The organism is Kitasatospora sp. NPDC059803 (assembly GCF_042732255.1).
GTDB lineage: Bacteria > Actinomycetota > Actinomycetes > Streptomycetales > Streptomycetaceae > Kitasatospora.
The window spans coordinates 1-20,859 of the sequence record NZ_JBHWIJ010000019.1 but is presented as its reverse complement, the minus strand read 5'-3'; the positions used below and the strand labels follow the sequence as shown (position 1 = coordinate 20,859).

Sequence of the window (20,859 nt, the reverse complement as noted above, 5' to 3'; positions counted from 1 at the left end):
GGACGGCTCAGGGCAGGACTTAACCCAGGCTGGATTCGAGTGCGGCCCTGAAACGGGCCCGGGAGTCCGCCGGCATGGTGCGGTAGGCCGCCCACAGCAGCTCGACCTTGCCGAAATCCCGCTTGTCCCCATCAACCCAGGAGGAGAGCATCCGGAGCTCCATCGTGCCGAGATGGGAGATCTCCGCAATCGTCTGGGCCACGTCGGTCTCCAACCGCGGGGCTCCTACCCGGCAGCGCCGGCACTCGGTGATGAGCTCGACAGCCGTGGTGCCGTCCACGAGACGTACTTCGCGGCGGGCGATGTCGAGTTGGGACCTTTCGTAGGACTCGGCGTACTCCTCACCCGGCGAGATGCCACAGCTGCGGCAGATGTGGCCGTCCTTGGCCAGGACGTCGCGGCGCCGGGTGCCGGTAAGCCCGGACGTGTCCTTCCCAGGGCCCTTGCGGTCCTCCCAGACGGCTTCGCCGATGGCCACGAGGCGCAGTTCGTTGGCGCCGAGACGGGTGTCTTCGCGCGCAGTGTCGATCCGCCAGCCCCGGCTCCGGAGATCACGCACCCTGCGGTCGATCTGTGCCACGCCCGGGAACACGTCGCGGAGCTGCGCGTACGTGAAGATCCCACCCTCGCCGGCCGCGGTAGCCAGCCAGAGAGCCACTCGCTTCATCGAGCCGAGGTTGGTGTCCTCCCAGGAGGGGAGCGCCATGGCCGTTCCTTTCAGTCGAGTGCGAGGGGAGTCCACGCGGGCTGCAGTGCGCATGGCCGTGGAAGCGGCCCAGTGCATCGGACCACCCACGTGGACAGGTCCAGTTAAGAACGGGGATCGGTGCTGGCGCCAGCCGCCAGCGATCTTTCGCGGATAGTCTGAAGAGGATCGCCTTCTCCCAGCCGGATTGATCGGACACACTCGGGTGGCCAGTACTGTGTGGACACTGAGGAGGGGCTGTGCCACCGCTTGGCCAAGTCGGCGGGAGCTTTGTTGAAGGGAGCACGCCGGAGCAGCAGGAGCTCGCGAAGGCCATGTGCGCGCTCTACGGTCGGCTCAAGCCGCACCCGCATTCGAAGGACGTGCCCCCAGGCACCCCCAACCCAGGCACCATGGCAGCCAATGCGAAACGTCTGACAGTTTCGGAGAGTGCTCTCAGCGGCTACCTGCATGCCCGGAACGTTCCGGTTCTGGGCGTGCTTTTGCGGCTTCACACAGCGGCGCGCGGGGATGCGGGCGGGGATCTGGCGTGGTCGTGGCCTCAGCTGAAGCAACTGCACGAACGGGCATCCCGTCGGCCGTGCGAGCGTTGCAGGGAGGAACAGCACCGGACGTGCGCCCACTGTGGCCACCACGGCCAAAGCTGTGCCGACGGTCAGATCCCTGTGGCCACAGCTCTCGAAAGGCAGCGCATTCCTGAAGAAGCGCCAGCCGATCAGGCCGTGCAGAGCCGGCTCGCCGAGACGAAGGGGGGCGGCGGGCCTGTTCTGCCGGTCCCCCTCCCCGTGGGGGACCGGCAGAACGTCGCGGCTTCCACCCCGTTTGAAGCCGGCCTTGATGAGGCGATCCGGCACCTCCGGGCAGGACGTGACCGGGATGCCCATCTGGTTCTTGCCGAAGCCGGCGCCAAGCTCCCGGTGCACCGGATTCCGGATGTCGTGATGGCCTGCCAAGGAAAGGGGCTCGTCGTTGCTGCCGACGCACTTCTGCACAGTGCGGCCAGGCGACCGCCGGAGGAGGTCCTGCACATCGTCCGTCTGTTCAACTCCGCGCAGTACTACCAGGAGGCCGACCTCGTTCTGAGGGTTGCTACCGCAGGCTGACCTCAGAACGGTTGGTTGGTAGCCCAGGCTGGTGGTCACCAGTGAGCCTGGCGGTCCTATCTGCGGCTACCCGGTCAGGCCGACAGGTTGGCGCGCAGGGCGGTCAGCTCCTCGTCGGTGACGCCGTGGGCGCGGAGGTAGGCGGGGAGGGAGGAGTGCCGGGTGTGGATCCAGCCCAGGGCGGAGGCGAGGAGTTCGGCGGTGACGGGGCGGGAGACGCGTTCGGTGCCGGTCTCGTCGACGTAGGGGGTGGGGCCCCGGTCGAGGCCGAGGCCGACGTTGGAGAGCAGGAAGTCGGCGGTGACGTCGGCCTCCGAGGCGCCGAGCAGGGACTGCAGGACGGCGATGGTCAGGCCGGTGCGGTCCTTGCCGACGGCGCAGTGCACGAGGGCGGGCAGCGCGCCGGGGGCGGCGAGGCGGCGGACGACGGCGGCGAGGGACGGGCCGGCGGTCTGGGCCATGAAGGGGTAGAGCGCCGCCTGGTCCTCGGGCCAGGGCTGGTCGACGTCCTCGCGGTTGGCGGGCAGGGTCGGCAGGTTGAGGGCCTCGTGGTCGAGGCCGTGCCGCAGGTCGGGCCAGACCTCCAGCTCGACCGGACTGCGCAGGTCGAGGACGGTGCGCAGGCCGAGGGCCTTGAGGCGCCGGGCGCCCTCGTCGGTGAGGGTGTGGAAGGAGCCGGAGCGGTAGAGCACGCCCCGCCGCAGGGCGCCGATCCCGCCCGCGTCACGGAAGTTGCGCACACCGGGGATGTCGATGAAGGCGTCGGTCATGGCCCCACGGTACGGGCGGCGGGCGGGCCGGCGGAAGGAAACCGGAGGGAACCTTTCAGCGCCCGCCGGAGACGTCCAGGAACGCGTTGGTGGTGTACGAGGCGGCGGGGGAGAGCAGGAAGAGGATCGCCTCGGCGACCTCCTCCGCCCGTCCGCCGCGCCGCATCGGCAGTCCGGGGGCGACCCGGTCGACCCGGCCGGGCTCGCCGCCGAGGGCGTGGATGTCGGTGTGGATCAGGCCGGGGCGGACGGCGTTGACCCGGATCCCCTCGGCGGCGACCTCCAGCGCGAGGCCGCGGGTCATCGAGTCGACGGCGCCCTTGGCGGCCGCGTAGTCGACGTACTCGTTGGGTGAGCCGAGCCGCGAGGCGGCCGAGGACACGTTGACGATGGCACCGCCGCGGCCGCCGTGCCGGGTGGACATCCGGCGGACGGCCTGGGCCGCGCACAGGAACGGGCCGGTGATGTTGGCGGCCCAGATCCGGTTCAGCCGGTCCTCGTCGATGTCCTCCAGCCGGCACTGCTTCTCCAGCGTGCCGGCGTTGTTCACCAGGCCGGTGAGCAGCCCGAGTTCGGCGTCCACGGTGGTGAACAACCGCTCCACCTCGGCGGTGCGGGTGACGTCGGCCCGGACGGCGAGCGCGGTGCCGCCCTCGGCCCGGACGGCGTCCACCACGGCGGTGGCCGAGGCCTCGTCCGTGCGGTAGTTGACGCAGACCCGGTAGCCGCGCCGGGCGGCGAGCAGGGCGGTGGCGGCGCCGATGCCGCGGCCGGCGCCGGTGACGATCAGGACGCCGTCGTCGGGGATGGTGGTCGACATGGTCGGTACGCTACCCGGCGGACCGTCCGGGGCGGGCCCCGGCGCGGAAATCGTTCGCCCGGAGCGGCCCGGACCGGCGAGGATGCGGTACGGCGCCGCCACCGCCCTCACCGCCGGCACCGTCCTGCCAGCCTGCCGGTCGAGAGGAGACCGACGATGCCCGACGCACCCGCACCCGCCGTCCCCGGCACCGTCCTGCTCGCCGGCGTGGTCGGCTCCACCGCGTACGGCTTCGCCCACGCCGGCTCCGACGTCGACCGGCTCGGCCTGTACGCCGCCCCCACCGAGGAGCTGCACGGTCTGCACCGCCCGGCCGAGTCGCACGTCACCACCGGGCCCGACGTCACCCTGCACGAGGCCGCCAAGTGGTGCCGTCTGGCGCTGTCCTGCAACCCGACCGCCTCCGAGCTCGTCTGGCTGCCGGACGACCTGTACGAGATCCGCACCCCGCTCGGTGCCGAACTGGTTGAGATCCGCTCGAGTTTCCTCAGCGAATCGGCCGTCCGGAAGGCCTATCTCGGTTACGCAGAGCAGCAGTTCCGCAAACTGCTGACCCGCGACACCACCGACCCCGCCACCCGCGGCCGGGCCGCCAAGCACGCCCGGCACCTGGTCCGGCTGGTCGCGCAGGCCGTCCGGCTGCACGAGACCGGCCACAACCTGGTCCGCCTCGCCGACCCCGGACACGTCCGCGACCTCGGCGAACGCATCGCCGACCGCCCCGCCGTCGCCGAGTCCCTGCTCGCCGACGCCGCCGATCGCCTGGCCCGCCCCGGCGTCCTCCCCGCCGCCCCGGACCCGCGCCCCGCCGAATCCTGGCTCCGCCGCGTCCGCGCCGCCCACTACGCTCCGCCCCCCGCCCCCGGCGCGCCCGCGCAATCCACTGGCGGAGCCCTGCGCCCCACCGGGTAGGATCACGGTGGCCCTCCCCAACCGGGACGAGGGCCACGGGCCACTAGCTCAATTGGCAGAGCTGCGGACTTTTAATCCGTAGGTTCAGGGTTCGAGCCCCTGGTGGCCCACCGAACCGAGGCCAGGTCAGAAACCCTCTGACCTGGCCTTTTGCATGTCCGCCGCCGGTGAACGCACTGCGGCACCCCGGCTGGTCGAGTAGCCGGGGTGCCGCGGTGTGGTGTGGGTCGTGGGCGGGTCAGCCCGCGGCGCGGATCGGGGCGCCGGTCTGGTGGAGGTGGGTGAGGATCTCGCGGTACGAGCGGAAGAGGCCGGTCTCGTAGTAGGCGATCTCCTTCTCGGCGCAGAAGTCGCGGGTGAGGACGGCGGCGCGGCGCAGGGCCGGGGTGGGCATGCTGGGGAAGAGGTGGTGCTCGACCTGGTAGTTGAGGCCGCCCATCAGGGCGTCGATGAAGTAGCCGCCGCGGACGTTGCGGGAGGTGAGGACCTGGCGGCGGAGGAAGTCGAGCCGCATGCCGGGCGTCACCATCAGCATGCCCTTGTGGTTGGGGGCGAAGACGCAGCCCAAGTAGACGCCGAGCAGCGCCTGGTGGACGGCGAGGAAGGCGAAGGCCTTGCCGACCGGGAGGGCGGCGAAGACCAGCCCGAGGTAGGCGGCGAAGTGGGCGACCAGCAGGAAGCCCTCCAGGTAGGGGCGCTTCATGATCGGGCTGCGCAGCGCGCGGAAGCTGTTGTAGCTGAGGTTGAGGCCTTCGAGCAGGAGCAGCGGGAAGAAGAGGAACGCCTGGCGGCGGCCGATGAAGCGGGCGATTCCGCTGGCCCTCCTGGCCTGGTCCTGGGACCAGACGACGAGGTCGGGGGAGACGTCCGGGTCCCGCTCCTCGTGGTTGGGGTTGGCGTGGTGGCGGGTGTGCTTGTTCATCCACCAGCCGTAGCTCATGCCCATCAGGAGGTTGGCGACGATGCGGCCGCCGATCTCGCCGGCGCGGCGCCCGGTGAACACCTGGCGGTGCGCCAGGTCATGGGCCATCAGTCCGAGTTGGGCGAAGACGATGGACATCGCGGCGGCCAGGCCGAGTTGGAGCCAGGTGTCGCCGAGGGCGAACATGGCCCACCAGCCGCCGAGGAACGCGGCGAGGACGAGGCCCGCGCGGACGGTGTAGTAGACCGGGCGTCGGTCGAGCAGGGCCTCGGCGCTGATCCGGCCGAGCAGTTGGGCGAAGTCGCTCCCGCCGGTTCCGGGCGGGGCGGTGTCCGGTGGTCCGGCGGGCGGCTGCGGCCGGGTTTTCGCGGTCGGCGTCCCCGCGGTATCGGTGGTCATGGTGCTGAGTCTGGTCTAGCGAACGGGCCTTGAGAAACGGGGGCATCCCCCTGGGGCGGGGTGAGGATAACCCCCGGACCGTCCCGGGCGGCGGCGGACGTGCGGCGCGTGGTGCCGGATGGTGCCGCTGGGGCGGGGAGAGGTGGCGTAGGTCACGTCGTAATCGGCTGGTTTCGGGCGTTCTGTGGCGAGCTTGCGCCGTGGTGGCCGGGGTTGGTGGTGGACCGGAGGTCAGTGACCGCGTCGGGCCTAAATATGATCGGAAGCCACGTTCATCGGTTTGTACCGATGTTCGTATGTGCAACCTGGGAACGGCTCCGACCGTCTCCCTGTGTGCGGTGCGCCAGATCGTCCGGGGCGTCGCTTCCGTCGGTGAAAGGTACGCGCATGTCAGGTCAGTGGGGCGAGGGCCCGGCTCGGGGGGAGAACGCACCCGGCGCGCTCACGACGGGGAGCGATGGGTCCGTGCCGCCGCCGCGTACCGGCGGCCGGGCGGAGGCCCGACGCGCCGCCCAGGGCAAGGGCGCTGGCCGCGCTGGCAAGGACGGCGGCAAGGACGCGGGCAAGGACGCGGGCAAGGACGGCGGTCGGGGCGCGGGCAAGGACGGCGGCAGGCCTGAGGCGGCGGCGGCCGGCGGCGGCCGGGCGGCGGCGCGCAACAGCCGCAAGCCCAAGAAGAACGTGAAGAAGATCGTCGCCTGGTCGGCGGCCGGCGTGCTGGTGCTGATCGCGGGCGCCGGCGGGGCGATCTACTTCAAGCTGAACGCCAACATCAAGTCCTTTGATGGCGACGCGATAGCCACCGACCGCCCGCCGGAGGCGCAGGCCGACGCGGACGGCAACAAGCCGGTCAACGTCCTGCTGATCGGCTCGGACAGCCGCGGCGGCAACAACTCGGACCTCGGCGGCGGCGAGGACGGCGGCGCCCGCTCGGACACCACGATCCTGCTGCACGTCTACGCCGACCACAAGCACGCCGTGGGCATCTCGATCCCGCGCAACGCGAAGGTCCCGATCCCGCCCTGCAAGCTGCCCAACGGCAAGTGGACCAAGGGGGCGTCCAGCGACCTGTTCAACGCGGCCTTCTCGGTCGGCGGCAGCGACGGCGGCAACCCGGCCTGCGCCCAGAACACGGTGGAGAAGCTCACCGGGATCCGGGTCGACCACACCATCGTGGTCGACTTCAACGGCTTCTCCGCGATGACCAAGGCCGTGAACGGCGTCGACGTCTGCCTGCCGAAGGCCATCTACGAGGGCGACGTCAACCCCAACCTGCACAGGAAGGGCGACCTCGTCCTGCCGCAGGGCAAGCAGACCGTGCAGGGCCAGCAGGCGCTGGACTACGTGCGCCTGCGGCACGGCATCGGCGACGGCTCCGACATCGGCCGGATGAAGCGCCAGCAGGCCTTCCTCAGCTCGCTCGCGAGCAAGGTCAAGAAGGACGGGCTGAGCCCCACCAACCTGCTGCCGCTGGCCGACGCCGCGACCAAGTCGCTGGTGGTCGACCCGGGGCTGGCCTCCGCGGACAAGCTGCTCTCCTTCGGGCTGTCGCTCAAGAACATCGACATGCACGACCTCAAGTTCGTGACGGCGCCCTGGCGTTACCGCACCCAGGACAAGGACCTCGACCTGGTCCAGCCGGACGCCAACAAGCTCTGGGAGACCCTCAAGGCCGACCAGACCATCGACGGGCAGAACGCCACCGGCCAGCAGCCGGATGCCGCCGCCAGCCCGAGCGCACCGGCCGCGTCGCAGTCGGCCGCGTCCAGTGCGCCCGCCGCGCCGGCCGCGGACGCCGGCAACTCGTCGATCAAGGTGGCGGTCTACAACGGGACGACCGAGAACGGCCTGGCCGGCAAGGCGACCGCGCAGCTGAAGGCCGCCAAGTTCGTCGCCACCACGGCGGGCCAGGCGGCGAGCACCAAGTACAAGACCACCATGATCGAGTACGGCTCCGGGCAGAAGGCGAACGCCGACAAGGTCGCCGCGCTGTTCCCGGGCGCCAGCGTCGAGGCCGGCAACTCGGCGGGCGTGACCCTGATCGTCGGCAAGGACTTCTCGGCGGCCAACGGCGGCGGCGCCACCGGCCCGGCCGCCGGGACGGGCGGCGCGGCCGCGAACGGCACCCCGGCGCCCCCGGCGCCGCTGCCGACCACCGTCACCAACGACGCCCGCTCGGCGGACGACGACATCTGCGCGAACACCACCTACGGCAGCGGCGGCTGACCGCACCCGAGCCGTGGGGACGACCCCCGGGCCGGCGCCGTCCAGGGCGCGCGGGCCCGGGGGTCGTGCCATGGTGGCCGGAGAAACCGGGGAGGCGCCCGGCCCGGGCGACCTGAGGGACGGGGGCCCGACGCGCGGGACCCCGGCACACCGGACCCGGCCCACGGACAAGGGGGGCGCGCACCGAAAGGCGGACCCCCATGCCCGAGATCGCCCTCCAGTTCGACATCGCCGCACCCCGGGCCGTCGTCCTCGCCGCGCTCAACACGCACGACGGGCTGACCAGCTGGTGGACCACCGGCGTGGACCGGGAGGGCGACGTCCTGCTGTTCGACTTCCCCGGCGTCCCCGAGCCGTTCCGGCTGCGCCGCGAGCGGGCCGACCTGGACCGGGTGGTGTGGGCCAACGCCGGGGCCTTCCCGCCGCACTGGGCCGGCACCTGGATCAGCTGGGACCTCGCCGACCAGCCCGACGAGCCCGGCCGCACCCGGCTGCTGTTCCGGCACGGCGGCTGGCAGCCGGGCAGCGAGGACGGCGTCCCGCTGGTCGCCGGCACCTGGGCCGAACTGCTGGTCCGGCTCAAGGACTACGCGCAGAGCGGCAAGGTGCAGCCGTACTTCGTCACGGCCCAGCGGCACGACGCCGCGTGAACGGCCCCTACGGCGGCGTGAGCGGCACGACACCGCGTGAACGGCCCGCCGGCGGCCAACGGGCCCCGGGCCCGTCCGATCGCCCGCCAGGGCGCCGTCCGGTGGCGGGATCGCGGCGCCGGGCCGATGGTGGGCGGTGTACCCGCCGTTCGCGCTGACGGCCGGCACCGGCAGCCCGGCACCGGGCGGCCGGGACCCGCCCGCCCCGACGACCACGCCGGCGACCACTGCCTTCGGGAGGCCCAGCAATGCCCGTAGTCACCGCTCCGTACAAGCCCGGCACCCCGTGCTGGATCGACCTGATGGCGAGCGACCAGCAGGCCGCGCTCGACTTCTACCGCGACCTGTTCGGCTGGCAGGGCGAGGTCGGCCCGGCCGAGTTCGGCGGCTACGCCGTGTGCATGCTCAACGACCGACCGGTCGCCGGGATCATGGCGCGGTCCGCGCCCGAGGGCCAGCCGCTGCCGCCCGTCGCCTGGACCACCTACCTGGCCTCGGACGACGCCGACGTGAGCGGGGCCGCCATCGCCGAGCACGGCGGCACGATCCTCTACCCGGCGATGGACGTCGGCGTGATCGGCCGGATGCTGGTCGCCGCCGACCCGACCGGCGCGGTGTTCGGCGTCTGGCAGGCGATGGACTTCATCGGCGCGGGCGTGGTCAACGAGCCCGGCGCACTGGTCTGGAACGAGCTCAACACCGCCGACACCGACGCGGCCGGCCGCTTCTACCTCCCGGCGCTCGGGCTGCGCCCGGCGACCATCCAGGGCATGGAGGGGTACTTCTCGCTCAACGCCGGCGACCGTACGGTGGGCGGCATGCAGCCGATCCCCAAGTACCTGGGGGCGGGCACGCCCTCGCACTGGATGGCCTACTTCTCGGTGGACGACACCGACTCCACCGTGGACGCCCTGGTCAAGGCGGGCGGCTCGGTGATCCAGCCGCCGTTCGACATGCAGTCCGGCCGGATGGCGGTCGTCCAGGACCCGCAGGGCGCGGTGTTCGCGGTGGCGGAGGCCGCCGAGGCGCAGATGCCAGACTCGCCGTAACAGCAGCCGGGCACCCTCGCCGTACCAGCGCCGGGCACCCACGAGCCCACCCGGCCACCCACGAGCACCCGGGCAACCGGAAGCCGCCCTTCCCGCGACGCGCCGCCGGGAAATGGGCGGCTTCCCCGCGTTCCCGGGTAAGACTGCACCCATGCTGGGGCTACCGGACGACATCCGCGCTTTCCTCTTCGACCTCGACGGGGTCCTCACCCAGACCGCCAAAGTGCACGCCGCGGCCTGGAAGGACACCTTCGACTCCTTCCTGCGCGCCGAAGCCGCCCGCACCGGCGGGCAGTTCGTCCCCTTCGACGCCGTCACCGACTACGACACCTACGTGGACGGCCGCCCGAGACTGGACGGCACCCGGGCGTTCCTGCACAGCCGGGGCGTCGACCTGCCCGAGGGCACCGACGCCGATCCGCCCAACACCCCTACCGTGCACGGGATCAGCCGGGCCAAGAACGACACCGTCCTGCGGCTGATCCGCGAGCAGGGCGTCCAGCCGTACGACGGTTCGGTCGCGTACGTGCACCGGCTGCGCGCGCTCGGGCTGCCCAGCGCCGTGGTGTCCTCCAGCGCCAACTGCCGGGACGTGCTGCGGGCGGCGGGCATCGAGGGGCTGTTCGACGTGATCGTGGACGGCGTCGTCGCCCAGCGCGAGGGCCTGCCCGGCAAGCCCGCCCCCGACACCTACCTGTACGCCGCCCGCACGCTCGGCGTCGAGCCCGCGCACGCCGCCGTCTTCGAGGACGCGCTCGCCGGGGTGGCCTCCGGCCGGGCGGGCGGCTTCGGGGCCGTGGTCGGGGTCAACCGCACCGGGCAGGCCGCCGAACTGCGCCGGGACGGCGCGACCGTGGTCGTCGACGACCTCGCCGAACTGCTGGAGGAGCAGGCATGAGTGAGTGGAGCGGGGTAGTCGCATGAGTGAGCGGAGTGAGCTCATCATCGAGAGGCGCGCGTGCCGGTCATCGGCTGCCGAGCGGAGCGAGGTGGGCGCATGAGTGGCTTGGACAACTTCTCCGTCGACCCCTGGCAGATCGCAGAGCAGGGCCTGGACCTGACCGCGATGGCCCGCGCCGAGTCGCTGTTCGCGCTCTCCAACGGCCACATCGGCCTGCGCGCCAACCTGGACGAGGGCGAGCCGCACGGCCTCCCCGGCACCTACCTGAACGGTGTCTTCGAGCTCCGCCCGCTGCCGTACGGCGAGGGCGGCTACGGCTACCCGGAGTCCAGCCAGAGCGTCATCAACGTGACCAACGGCAAGATCATCCGGCTGTTGGTCGACGACGAGCCCTTCGACCTGCGCTACGGCGAACTCATCCGCCACAAGCGCTGGTTGGACTTCCGGGAGGGGATGCTGCACCGCGAGGCCGAGTGGACCTCCCCGGCCGGCCGGACCATCCGGGTGCGCTCCTCCCGGCTGGTCTCGCTCACCCAGCGCGCGGTCGCCGCGGTCGAGTACAGCGTCGAGGCGGTGGACGGGCCGGTGCGGATCGTGCTCCAGTCCGAGCTGGTCGCCAACGAGCAGCTGCCCGGCGGCCCCGAGGGCGATCCGCGGGCCTCCGCCGTGCTGGAGGCGCCGTTGCAGCCCGAGGTGCACCACGCGAGCGGCACCAAGGCCGTCCTGGTGCACCGCACCCGCTACAGCGCGATCCGGGTCGCCGCCGGGATGGACCACGTGATCGAGGGCCCGGATGAGCTCGAAACCGTCGCCGAGGCCGAGGCCGACCACTGCCGGATCAGCGTCACCACCGTGCTCCGGCCCGGACAGCGGCTGCGGCTGGTCAAGTTCATGGCCTACGGCTGGTCGGGGACGCGCTCGCTGCCCGCCGTCCGGGACCAGGTGGAGGCCGCGCTGACCGCCGCCCGGTACACCGGCTGGGACGGTCTGGCCGCCGAACAGGCCGACTACCTCAAGGAGTTCTGGGAGACCAGCGACGTCGAGATCGAAGGCGACGTCGAACTCCAGCAGGCCGTCCGGTTCGCCGTCTTCCACGTCCTCCAGGCCGGCGCCCGCAGCGAGGAGCGGGCCATCCCCGCCAAGGGGTTGACCGGCCCCGGCTACGACGGCCACAGCTTCTGGGACACCGAGACCTTCGTCCTGCCGGTGCTCACCTACTGCCTGCCCGGGGCCGTCAACCAGGCGCTGCGCTGGCGGCACACCACGCTGCCGCTGGCCCGCGAGCGGGCCGCCCAACTCGGCCTGGCCGGAGCGGTGTTCCCCTGGCGGACCATCCGCGGCGAGGAGTGCTCCGGGTACTGGCCGGCCGGTACCGCAGCCTTCCACATCGGCGCCGACATCGCCGCCGCCGTCGCCCGCTACGTCCGGGCCACCGGGGACGCCGAGTTCGAGCGCGCGTACGGGCTCGAACTGCTCGTGGAGACCGCCCGGATGTGGCGCTCGCTCGGCCACCACGACGTCTCGGGGAAGTTCCGCATCGAGGGCGTCACCGGCCCGGACGAGTACAGCGCCGTCGCCGACAACAACGTGTTCACCAACCTGATGGCGCAGACGAACCTGCGCGCCGCCGCCGAGGCCGCCGCCCGCCACTCGCACGAGGCCGCCGAACTCGGCGTCGACACCGAGGAGACCGCCGCCTGGCGGGACGCCGCGGCCGCGATGTACATCCCGTACGACGAGGACCTCGGCGTGCACCCGCAGGCCGACGGCTTCACCCACCACCAGGTCTGGGACTTCGAACACACCCCGCCCGAGAAGTACCCGCTGCTGCTGCACTACCCGTACTTCGACCTGTACCGCAAGCAGGTGGTCAAGCAGGCCGACCTGGTGCTCGCCATGCAGGTCCGCGGCGACGCGTTCACCGACGAGCAGAAGGCCCGCAACTTCGCCTACTACGAGCGGCTCACCGTCCGCGACTCCTCGCTCTCCGCGTGCACCCAGGCGGTGATCGCCGCCGAGGTCGGCCAGCTCGACCTCGCGTACGACTACACGGCCGAGGCGGCGCTGATGGACCTGCACGACCTCGGCGGCAACACCCGCGACGGCCTCCACATGGCCTCGCTCGCGGGCGCCTGCATCGCCCTGGTGGCGGGCTTCGGGGGGCTGCGCGACCACAGCGACTCGCTGTCCTTCCGGCCCCGGCTGCCGGGCGGGCTGATGAGGCTCGGGTTCTCGCTGATGGTCCGCGGGCAGTTGCTGGGCGTCCAGATCACCCACGAGGGGACGACGTACGCGCTGCGCCGCGGCGAGGTGCTGCACCTGTGGCACGACGGCGAGCCGGTGCAGGTGAAGGCCGGGCAGCCGGTCACCCTGCCGACCACCGCGCCGCCGGCCCAGGAGCGGTGCGGCCAGCCGCCCGGCCGCGAGCCCGCCCGGCGGCAGGCGCAGGCGGGCCTGGTCAGCGGCAAGCTCGGGCAGCAGGACCACCTGGCGGCGGAGTAGCCGCGCCGGCCTGTCGTTCACCTGTTCGGGCCCGCTCCGGGTGCGGGGCGGGCCCGGCCGTCGGAGGGTGCAGGTGTCCTGCGGCAGCGGGCGGCCGGTGATTGGAGAGCACCCGTGGCGAGCGTGGCCGAACAGATGGTGGAGGTGCTCCGGCAGGCCGGGGTCGAGCGGGTCTACGGCGTGGTCGGAGACAGCCTCAACCCGGTCGTGGACGCGATCCGGCGGACCGACGGCATCAGCTGGGTGCACGTGCGCAACGAGGAGGCGGGCGCCTTCGCGGCGGCCGCCGAGGCCGAACTCAGCGGCCGGCTCGCGGTCTGCGCCGGCTCCTGCGGCCCCGGCAACACCCACCTCGTCCAGGGCCTGTACGACGCCCAGCGCAGCGGCCTGCCGGTGCTGGCGCTCGCCTCGCACATCCCGTCCGGGCAGATCGGCACCGGTTTCTTCCAGGAGACCCACCCCGAGCGGGTGTTCACCGACTGCAGCTCCTGGTGCGAGATGCTCTCCACCCCCGCCCAGCTGCCCCGGTTGATGCGGATCGCCATCCAGCACGCGCTCGGCTCGCACGGCGTCTCGGTGCTGGCCTTCCCCGGGGACGTCGCCGCGCTCCCCGCCGCCGGGCCCACCGGGACCAGCCACTTCCTCACCGAGCAGGCCGTCGCCGCGCCGCCGTGGTCCCAGGTGCAGGAGCTGGCCCGGCTGCTCAACGCGGCCCGCAAGGTCGCCCTGTTCTGCGGCGCGGGGGTGCGCGGGGCGCACGGCGAGGTGATGGAGGCGGCCCGGGCCCTGAACGCGCCGGTCGGGCACTCCCTGCGCGGCAAGGAGTGGATCCAGTACGACAACCCGTACGACGTCGGCATGAGCGGCCTGCTCGGCTACGGCGCCTGCCACGAGGCGCTGCACTCCGCCGACCTGGTGCTGCTGCTCGGCACCGACTTCCCGTACGACTCCTTCCTGCCGCAGGCGCACACCGTCCAGGTCGACCACGACGCCACCCGGCTGGGCCGCCGCACCGCGCTCGAACTGGCCGTCCACGGCGATGTCGCCGCCACCCTGCGGGCCGTCCTGCCGCTGTTGGACGCCAAGCGCGACCGCGCCTTCCTCGACGAGATGCTGCGCAAGCACTGCCGCTCGCTGGAGGACGTGGTCGGCGCCTACACCCGGGACATCGAGAAGCACCTGCCGATCCACCCCGAGTACGTCGCCTCGGTGCTCGACGAGGTGGCCGCCGACGACGCGGTGTTCGCCGTGGACACCGGCATGAACAACGTCTGGGCCGCCCGCTACCTCCAGCCGAACGGCCGCCGCCGGGTGATCGGCTCCTTCCTGCACGGCTCGATGGCCAACGCCCTGCCGCACGCCATCGGCGCCCAACTGGCCTGCCCCGGGCGGCAGGTGATCGCGATGGCCGGCGACGGCGGGATCGGCATGCTGCTCGGCGAACTGCTGACGGTGGCCAAGCACCGGCTGCCGGTGAAGACCGTCGTCTTCAACAACGGGGCGCTCGGCATGATCAAGCTGGAGATGCTGGTCTCGGGCTACCCGGAGTACGAGATCGACAACGGGGACGTCGACTACGCGGGGATCGCGCGGGCGATGGGCATCCCGGCCAAGCGGGTCACCGAGCCGGCGAGGGTCCGGGAGGTGCTGGCGGAGGCGCTGGAGCGGCCCGGCCCCGCCCTGGTGGACGTGGTCACCGACCCCAACGCGCTGTCCATCCCGCCGTACATCACGGCGGCCCAGCTGAAGGGCTTCGCGCTGGCGGCCGGGCGGACGGTGCTCTCCGGCGGGGTCGGGCGCATGATCGACCTGGCCCGCAGCAACCTGCGCAACATCCCGCGGCCGTAGGCCCTGTCCGAGAGAGGGGGACTCCGGGCCCTCTTGCCTCTGAGGCAAAAATCTTGCCCGAGCGGCACGGCGGGTGTCCACTGGTCACATGACCACCAGCCCGACCGGGGATGCCGCCCCGGAAGACCGGCTCGACGACCAGGAAGTGGTCGGCCTCGCCGCCCGCCTCCGGGAACACCGGCTCAGCAGCCGCCTGACCCTCGAAGTGGCCTCCGCCAGGGTCGGGCTCTCCCCAGCCTATCTGTCCCGGCTGGAGACCGGCCGCCGCCAGCCCTCCCTCCCCGTCCTGCTCGGCCTCGCCCGCGCCTACGGCACCTCCGTCTCCGGCCTGCTCGGCGAGACCATGGCCGAACCCGACCCGGTCGTGCGCGGCGGCGCCATCGAACCCGGCCGCGCCGGCGGCTGGGGCTACCGCCGGGCCGGCGCCCCCGGCCGGGCCATGCAGGCGCTGCGCGTCCACGTGCCCCCGGGAGTGCAGGACACGGTGGTCCGGGTCCACCCCGGCGAGGAGTGGCTGTACGTCCTGCAGGGCCGGCTCAAGCTGACCCTCGGCGACCGCGTCCACCGCCTCGACGTCGGCGACTCCGCCCACTTCGACTCGCTCACCCCGCACTGCATCGCCGCCGACGCGCCGGACGGCGTCGAACTGCTCTTCGTCCACACCCTGCTGCAGAGCCCCGGCGGCGAACTCTGCCTCGGCGGCCCCGCAGCAACCCACTGACCCGACGTCAGAACCCTTGGAGGAGATCCCTCATGGCCGATCCCACCAGCCCCGACCAGGCCGCCGCGGCCACCGCCCCGGCCGCTCCGACCCCCGCCCCGTTGACCGTCGACGCCGGCATCTCGGCCAACCGCCGGGTCGGGGTCCGCCTGGTGATCTACACCGCCGGCATCCACGCCGTCGCCGGCTTCATCATGCTGCTGTTCGAACTGGGCAACCGCAACAAGTAGTCCACCGGGGCGGTCGCGGCCCTCACCGCTCGCGCAGCAGCTCGCAGAGGGCGTCCAGCGCCGCCGGGAAGGCGTGCTCGGGCGGGGACGCGTAGCCGATCACCAGAGCGGGGGCGGCGTCCGGGTCGGCGGCCGACCGGTCGGCGAGGTGCCAGGACAGCCCTTCGAGGGCCAGGCCGGCGGCCTCGGCCCGGGCCAGCAGCTCCGCCTCGGACGCGGAACCGGGCGGCAGTTGGAGAACGGCGTGCAGCCCGGCGGCGATCCCGGTGACCCGCACGCGCGGGGCGTGCTCGGCGAGCGCGGCGACCAACTGGTCCCGCCGGCGCCGGTAGTGCAGCCGGCAGCGGCGGACGTGCCGGTCGTACGTCCCGGAGGTGATCAGCTCGGCGAGGGTCAGCTGGTCGAGCACCGGGGACATCGTGTCGGCCAGTCTCTTCAACCGGGCCACCGGTTCGACCAGCGCGTCCGGCAGGGCCAGCCAGGCCAGCCGCAGGCCCGGCGCGAGGCTCTTGGCGGCCGTCCCGGCGTACACCACCCGCTCCGGGTCGAGCGCCTGCATCGCGCCGACCGGCTGCCGGTCGTAGCGGAACTCGCCGTCGTAGTCGTCCTCGACGACGTACCCGTCCCGCTCGCGCGCCCAGCGCACGGCGGCGGCCCGCCGGTCGGCGGCCAGCGGCGCACCGGTGGGGAACTGGTGCGCGGGGGTGAGCAGGACGGCCCCGCACCGGCCGTCGAGCCGCTCGACCCGGGCGCCCGCCTCGTCCAGCGGCACCGGAACGGTGGCCAGCCCCGCCGCCCGGGCGACGGCGTGCTGCGGCGGCAGCCCGTACTCCTCGACCGCGAGGGCGCGGTCCCCGCGTTCCCGCAGGGCGGCGCAGAGCAGGCCCAGGCCCTGGGAGACACCGGTGCAGATCAGCAGGTGGTCGGGGTCGGTGCGGACGCCGCGGACCCGCGCCAGGTAGTCGGTGAGCGCCCGCCGCAGCTCGATCCGGCCGAACGGGCTGCCGTAGCCGAAGGCCTCGTGCGGCGCGGTGGCGAGGGCCCGGCGGGCGGCGGCGAGCCAGGCGGTGCGGGGGAAGAGCGAGAGGTCGGGCCGCCCGGCCATCAGGTCGTGCCGGACGGTCCGCCGCCCCGCTGCGGGCCTGGCGGCCCGTCGGCTCCGGCCGGGCGCGGCCCGTCGGGCGACGGTGGTGCCGGAGCCCTGCCGGGAGGTGAGCCAGCCCTCCGCGGTGAGCTGCCCGTACGCCTCGACCACGGTGTTCCGGGCGATCCCGAGGTCCTCGCCGAGGGCCCGCGAGGACGGCAGCCGGGTGCCGGGCACGAGCCGCCCGTCCTGGACGGCCTCGCGCAGCGCGTCCTCCAGGGCGGCCCGCAGCCCGGCCCCGGCGGCGCGCCGCTCGGTGAGGTCCAGGTGCAAGTCGCCGCCGAAGGAAGTCCAGGAGCTGCTCACGGGCCCGATTATCGCGCGGCCCGGCATCCTCGACCCCGGGGTGGGGGCGGATCAGACCGACAGGTAGACCGCGCTGCCGACGCCGGCGAGGAAGCAGTAGAGCGCGAACGGCGTCAGGCTGCGGGTCTCGAAGTACTTGGTGAGGAAGCGCACCGAGACGTAGCCGGCGACGAAGGCGGCGATGCTGCCGGCGACGACCGGGCCGAGGACGGCGGAGTTCTCCGGCTTGAACAGCTCCGGCACCTTCAGCACGGAGGCGGCCAGGATGACCGGGGTCGCGAGCAGGAAGGAGAAGCGGGCGGCGTCCTCGTGGTGCAGGCCGCGCAGGATGCCGGCGCTCATGGTGACACCGGAGCGGCTGATGCCGGGGAAGAGCGCGAGGATCTGGGCGGCGCCGATCCAGGCGCCCTGGACGAAGCTGAGCCGGGCGAGGCGGTGGTCGGAGGCGATCGCCGGGTCGAGGCCCGGTTCCTCCGTCGGCGGGGCGGCGTGCCCGGCCCGCCGGCGGCCGGTGCCGCCGCGCTTGAGCCGTTCGGCACCGAGCAGCACCAGCCCGTTGAGGGCGAGGAAGACGGCGGCCGGGACGGGCTTGCCGAGCGCGTTGCGCAGCGCCTTCTCCAGGGCGAGGCCCGCCACCCCGACCGGGATGGTGGAGATGATCAGCAGCCAGGCGAGCTTCTCGTCCCGGCTCTCGACCCGGCGGCGGCGGATCGAGCTGAGGAAGCCGCCGATCACCCGGACCCAGTCCTTGCGGAAGAACACCACCAGGGCGAACGCGGTGGCCAGGTGCAGGCCGACCAGGACGGCGAGGTAGGAGGAGCCCTCGGCGGTCATGTCGAGGTCCCGCTGGATCTTCCCGCCGATCAGGGCGGGGAGCAGGATGCTGTGGCCCAGGCTGGAGACCGGGAAGAGTTCCGTCACACCCTGCAGCAGGCCGACGCCTATCGCTTCCGGGTAGGTCAGGGTGGACATCGCGCACCTTCGCTCGGGGGTCTGGATCCGGGGGAGCCCCGCGAAGCTACTACGGGCATGTAGACGCCCGGCAGCCCCGCCGCCAGAAGTTCATCGAGCGGACGTCTGGGCGCCACCGCTGCCGGCCAGTCGCCGGTTGGCAGCCGATCAGCCGCCGGACCGCGCCGCCGACCCGCCTCCGCCGAGCGGCACCCGCCGCCACGCCCCGCCGTCGGCGGGCACCGGCGCGGGGGCGAAGTCGTAGCGCGGCCCGTCCGGCCCGAGCGCGAGCAGCGAGATCGAGGAGGACCCCCAGATCCGCCCGTCGCCGAAGTCCCGCCGCTGGATCAGCGCCGCGTCGTCGTCCAGCGGCAGGCCGTCGCCCGTGACGATCGGCAGCCAGTCGCCCCAGGCCCGTTCGGCGGGCCCGTCGCCGGTCGGCTCCGGCCGGGGCGCGGCGGCGAGGCGGGCCCGGAAGCGGTCGGCGCGGGCGGCCATCAGCGCGCGGATCCGCTCGGAGGCGGTCCGGTTGGCGGCCGTGCCCTCCAGCCCGTCGTTGAGCACCACGCTGAGGCCGACCGGCAGTTCGCGCTCCTCCAGCCGGCCGCCGCCCCAGCTGGCGACCCGGGCGCCGTCGGGCCGGACCAGGACGAGGTGGAACGGGTCGTACGGGGTGAGGTCGAGGTGGCCGATCCCGCCGTCCCGGACGGCGGTGAGCGGCAGTTCGCCACGGGACAGCCGGGTGTCGGCGGGGGCGAGCGGCCCGAAGCCGTTCAGCAGGCAGGCGGCGGTCCGCCGCCCGGGGTCGACGGCCAGCCAGGTGCCGCCGGCGGCGAGGTCGAGTCCGCCGACCAGGGCCGGCCGGTCCGGCCAGTGGTGGTCCGGCGGCAACCAACCGCGCCCGAGGTACTCGTCCCGGACGGAGAGGAGCAGCACCGGCACGGCCGCTCCCGGTTCGATGCTGACGAACGCCGTACACACGATCGCGGCCCCCTGACCTAGCCCGGCGGGGACACGCGTGGTGGCGCCCCCGCGGTCGATCCTCGCACTCCCGTTCGCGCGCCGGGAGTGCGCGTCCGCGCCCTGAGGCGCCCCAGGGCCCTCCCTTTTCGGTCGCCGCCGTGGCACACTCGCCCCACGGCCGGGCGCAGGCCGAAGTGGCCCAGGATTTCGCGGTTCAAATGCACCAGGGAACAGGTCCACCAGGTCCCTAGGCTGGTGGCCATGACGACGAACGAGCACCAGCCGACCGAGGCCCCGGTCCCGGCCCCCGCCCAGCGCCTCGCGCTGCACAGCCTGGCCCCCGACTTCTACCAGGCCATGATCGCGGTGGACCGCGCCGCCCGGAAGGGCATCGACCACACGCTCGCCGAGCTGGTCAAGGTGCACGCCTCGATGATCAACGGCTGCGCCTTCTGCATCGACATGCACAGCACCGACGCCCTGAAGGGCGGCGAGCAGGACCACCGGCTGCTCTCCCTCCCGGCCTGGCGCGAGACCCCCTGGTTCACCGCCCGGGAGCGGGCCGCGCTGGCCCTCACCGAGTCGGTCACCCTGCTGACCCAGGGCCACGTCCCGGACGCGGTCTACGCCGAGGCCGCCGCCCAGTTCGACGAGACCGAGCTGGCCCAGCTGATCGCGCTGATCGTCACCATCAACGCCTGGAACCGGATCGGGGTGGCCTCCCGGCTCAGCCCGGCCGCCAAGTGAGGCCCGGGGACATGACGAACACGGCGGACATGGTGGACGTCCAGCAGGAGAAGGCCCGGCTGCTCCGGGAACTGCACCGGCCGGGCGAGCCGCTGGTGCTCGCCAACGTGTGGGACGCGGCGAGCGCCCGCCTGGTCGCCGCCGCCGGAGCGCGGGCGGTGGCGACGGCCAGTGCGAGCGTCTCCTGGTCGCTCGGCAGCCGGGACGGCGGCGGCGCCGACCTCGAACAGGTCCTCGTACGGACGGCGCAGGTGGTCCGCGCGGTGGACCTGCCGGTCACCGCCGACCTGGAGAGCGGCTTCGCGCAGACCGCCGCCGGCGTCGGCGAGTCCGTCGCCGCGCTGCTGGCCACCGGCGCGGTCGGCGTCAACCTGGAGGACGAGGGCCGGCCGGTGGCCGAGGCCGCCGAGCGGATCGCGGCGGCCCGGGCGGCGGCGGACGCGGCGGGCGTGCCCGCCTACGTCAACGCGCGCACCGACGTGTTCCTGCACGGGATCGGCGCGCCGGAGGGCCGGCTGGACGACGCGGTGCGCCGGCTGCGGGCCTACGTCGAGGCGGGTGCGGACGGCGTGTTCGTGCCCGGTGTCGCGGACCGGGAGACGATCGCCGCGCTGGCCGCGGCCGTCCCGGTGCCGCTGAACGTGCTGGCGGGGCCGGGCGCGCCGTCCGTCCCGGAGCTGGCGAAACTGGGCGTGGCCCGGGTGAGCCTCGGCCCCGGGCTGGCCGAGGTGGCGTACGCGGCGGTGCGCCGGGCCGCCGCGGAGGTGTACGCGAGCGGCACCTACACCGCCCTGGAGGGCGGGCTGACCTACCAGGAGCTGAACGGCCTCTTCTGAGCGGGCTTCTCGCGGTCCGACCGGCGCGGAGCGGGCCCGGCGGCGCGGGCCGGGCGGTCCGGCGGCGCCGGGCGGGCCCGGGAACGGCGAAGCCCCGGTTGCCGCCGACGGGGGTGGCGGGCAACCGGGGGGTGGCCGGGGGGGGGGGTGCGC

The 20,859-nt window shown here is 73.4% G+C and carries 19 protein-coding genes and 1 tRNA gene; 13 read left to right on the top strand and 7 right to left on the bottom strand.

The genetic code is table 11. From position 1 onward, the window contains the following. Positions 1-19 precede the first annotated feature (19 nt). Complete coding sequence (locus ACFV6I_RS05215; protein ID WP_380423624.1) at positions 20-706, bottom strand: hypothetical protein; 687 nt, start codon at positions 704-706, stop codon at positions 20-22. A gap of 239 nt (positions 707-945) precedes the next feature. On the opposite strand from ACFV6I_RS05215, the gene ACFV6I_RS05210 reads away from it, so the two are divergent. Further along, positions 946-1,809, top strand: coding sequence for a hypothetical protein (locus ACFV6I_RS05210; protein ID WP_380423623.1), 864 nt, complete (start codon positions 946-948; stop codon positions 1,807-1,809). Positions 1,810-1,883: 74 nt separating this feature from the next. On the opposite strand, the gene ACFV6I_RS05205 is transcribed toward ACFV6I_RS05210, so the two are convergent. Together ACFV6I_RS05205 and ACFV6I_RS05200 are read right to left on the bottom strand one after the other, a co-directional pair. After that, on the bottom strand, positions 1,884-2,579 hold the full coding sequence (locus tag ACFV6I_RS05205; RefSeq protein ID WP_363376851.1) for a tyrosine-protein phosphatase: 696 nt from the start codon (positions 2,577-2,579) through the stop codon (positions 1,884-1,886). Between the two features lie 55 nt (positions 2,580-2,634). Further along, positions 2,635-3,399, bottom strand: a complete 765-nt coding sequence (locus ACFV6I_RS05200) for an SDR family oxidoreductase (RefSeq protein WP_380335468.1) — start codon at positions 3,397-3,399, stop codon at positions 2,635-2,637. Positions 3,400-3,555: 156 nt separating this feature from the next. Between ACFV6I_RS05200 and ACFV6I_RS05195 the strand changes: the two genes are divergently transcribed. Together ACFV6I_RS05195 and ACFV6I_RS05190 are read left to right on the top strand one after the other, a co-directional pair. Beyond that, positions 3,556-4,311, top strand: coding sequence for a DNA polymerase beta superfamily protein (locus ACFV6I_RS05195; RefSeq protein WP_380423622.1), 756 nt, complete (start codon positions 3,556-3,558; stop codon positions 4,309-4,311). Between the two features lie 37 nt (positions 4,312-4,348). Then, a tRNA-Lys gene (locus tag ACFV6I_RS05190) sits at positions 4,349-4,421 on the top strand. Between the two features lie 128 nt (positions 4,422-4,549). Here the strand turns inward: ACFV6I_RS05190 and ACFV6I_RS05185 are convergent. Further along, entirely contained in the window at positions 4,550-5,632 is a 1,083-nt protein-coding gene (locus ACFV6I_RS05185) for an acyl-CoA desaturase (RefSeq protein ID WP_063348321.1), read from the bottom strand. A gap of 465 nt (positions 5,633-6,097) precedes the next feature. Between ACFV6I_RS05185 and ACFV6I_RS05180 the strand changes: the two genes are divergently transcribed. From ACFV6I_RS05180 to ACFV6I_RS05145, 8 genes are all read left to right on the top strand, one after another. After that, complete coding sequence (locus ACFV6I_RS05180; RefSeq protein WP_380423621.1) at positions 6,098-7,858, top strand: LCP family protein; 1,761 nt, start codon at positions 6,098-6,100, stop codon at positions 7,856-7,858. A 200-nt stretch (positions 7,859-8,058) separates the two neighbouring features. Then, positions 8,059-8,508 (top strand): SRPBCC domain-containing protein, encoded by a 450-nt coding sequence (locus ACFV6I_RS05175; RefSeq protein ID WP_063348320.1) that lies wholly within the window; start codon positions 8,059-8,061, stop codon positions 8,506-8,508. Positions 8,509-8,756: 248 nt separating this feature from the next. Continuing rightward, positions 8,757-9,557: a VOC family protein gene (locus ACFV6I_RS05170; RefSeq protein ID WP_350880560.1), complete on the top strand. Its 801-nt coding sequence runs from the start codon at positions 8,757-8,759 to the stop codon at positions 9,555-9,557. A 151-nt stretch (positions 9,558-9,708) separates the two neighbouring features. Continuing rightward, complete coding sequence (locus ACFV6I_RS05165; RefSeq protein ID WP_063348318.1) at positions 9,709-10,455, top strand: HAD family phosphatase; 747 nt, start codon at positions 9,709-9,711, stop codon at positions 10,453-10,455. A gap of 99 nt (positions 10,456-10,554) precedes the next feature. Beyond that, positions 10,555-12,960, top strand: a complete 2,406-nt coding sequence (locus tag ACFV6I_RS05160) for a glycoside hydrolase family 65 protein (RefSeq protein WP_380423620.1) — start codon at positions 10,555-10,557, stop codon at positions 12,958-12,960. 114 nt (positions 12,961-13,074) lie between these two features. Next, the gene (locus ACFV6I_RS05155; protein WP_380423619.1) at positions 13,075-14,808 is read left to right on the top strand and encodes a pyruvate dehydrogenase; all 1,734 of its coding nucleotides are present in this window, start codon (positions 13,075-13,077) and stop codon (positions 14,806-14,808) included. Between the two features lie 88 nt (positions 14,809-14,896). After that, complete coding sequence (locus ACFV6I_RS05150) at positions 14,897-15,529, top strand: helix-turn-helix domain-containing protein (RefSeq protein ID WP_063348316.1); 633 nt, start codon at positions 14,897-14,899, stop codon at positions 15,527-15,529. Between the two features lie 32 nt (positions 15,530-15,561). Beyond that, positions 15,562-15,759 (top strand): DUF6126 family protein, encoded by a 198-nt coding sequence (locus ACFV6I_RS05145; protein WP_063348315.1) that lies wholly within the window; start codon positions 15,562-15,564, stop codon positions 15,757-15,759. Positions 15,760-15,781: 22 nt separating this feature from the next. Here the strand turns inward: ACFV6I_RS05145 and ACFV6I_RS05140 are convergent, their stop codons facing one another. The 3 genes from ACFV6I_RS05140 to ACFV6I_RS05130 form a co-directional block, all read right to left on the bottom strand. Beyond that, positions 15,782-17,209, bottom strand: coding sequence for a PLP-dependent aminotransferase family protein (locus ACFV6I_RS05140; protein WP_380374879.1), 1,428 nt, complete (start codon positions 17,207-17,209; stop codon positions 15,782-15,784). Positions 17,210-17,260: 51 nt separating this feature from the next. Continuing rightward, entirely contained in the window at positions 17,261-18,181 is a 921-nt protein-coding gene (locus tag ACFV6I_RS05135; protein ID WP_063348313.1) for an undecaprenyl-diphosphate phosphatase, read from the bottom strand. A gap of 147 nt (positions 18,182-18,328) precedes the next feature. After that, on the bottom strand, positions 18,329-19,141 hold the full coding sequence (locus ACFV6I_RS05130) for an NRDE family protein (protein ID WP_063348312.1): 813 nt from the start codon (positions 19,139-19,141) through the stop codon (positions 18,329-18,331). 243 nt (positions 19,142-19,384) lie between these two features. On the opposite strand from ACFV6I_RS05130, the gene ACFV6I_RS05125 reads away from it, so the two are divergent. Together ACFV6I_RS05125 and ACFV6I_RS05120 are read left to right on the top strand one after the other, a co-directional pair. Next, positions 19,385-19,870, top strand: a complete 486-nt coding sequence (locus tag ACFV6I_RS05125; RefSeq protein ID WP_063348311.1) for a carboxymuconolactone decarboxylase family protein — start codon at positions 19,385-19,387, stop codon at positions 19,868-19,870. 11 nt (positions 19,871-19,881) lie between these two features. After that, a complete protein-coding gene (locus ACFV6I_RS05120) occupies positions 19,882-20,706 on the top strand; it encodes an isocitrate lyase/phosphoenolpyruvate mutase family protein (protein WP_380423618.1) in 825 nt (274 codons plus the stop codon). Positions 20,707-20,859: the final 153 nt, after the last annotated feature.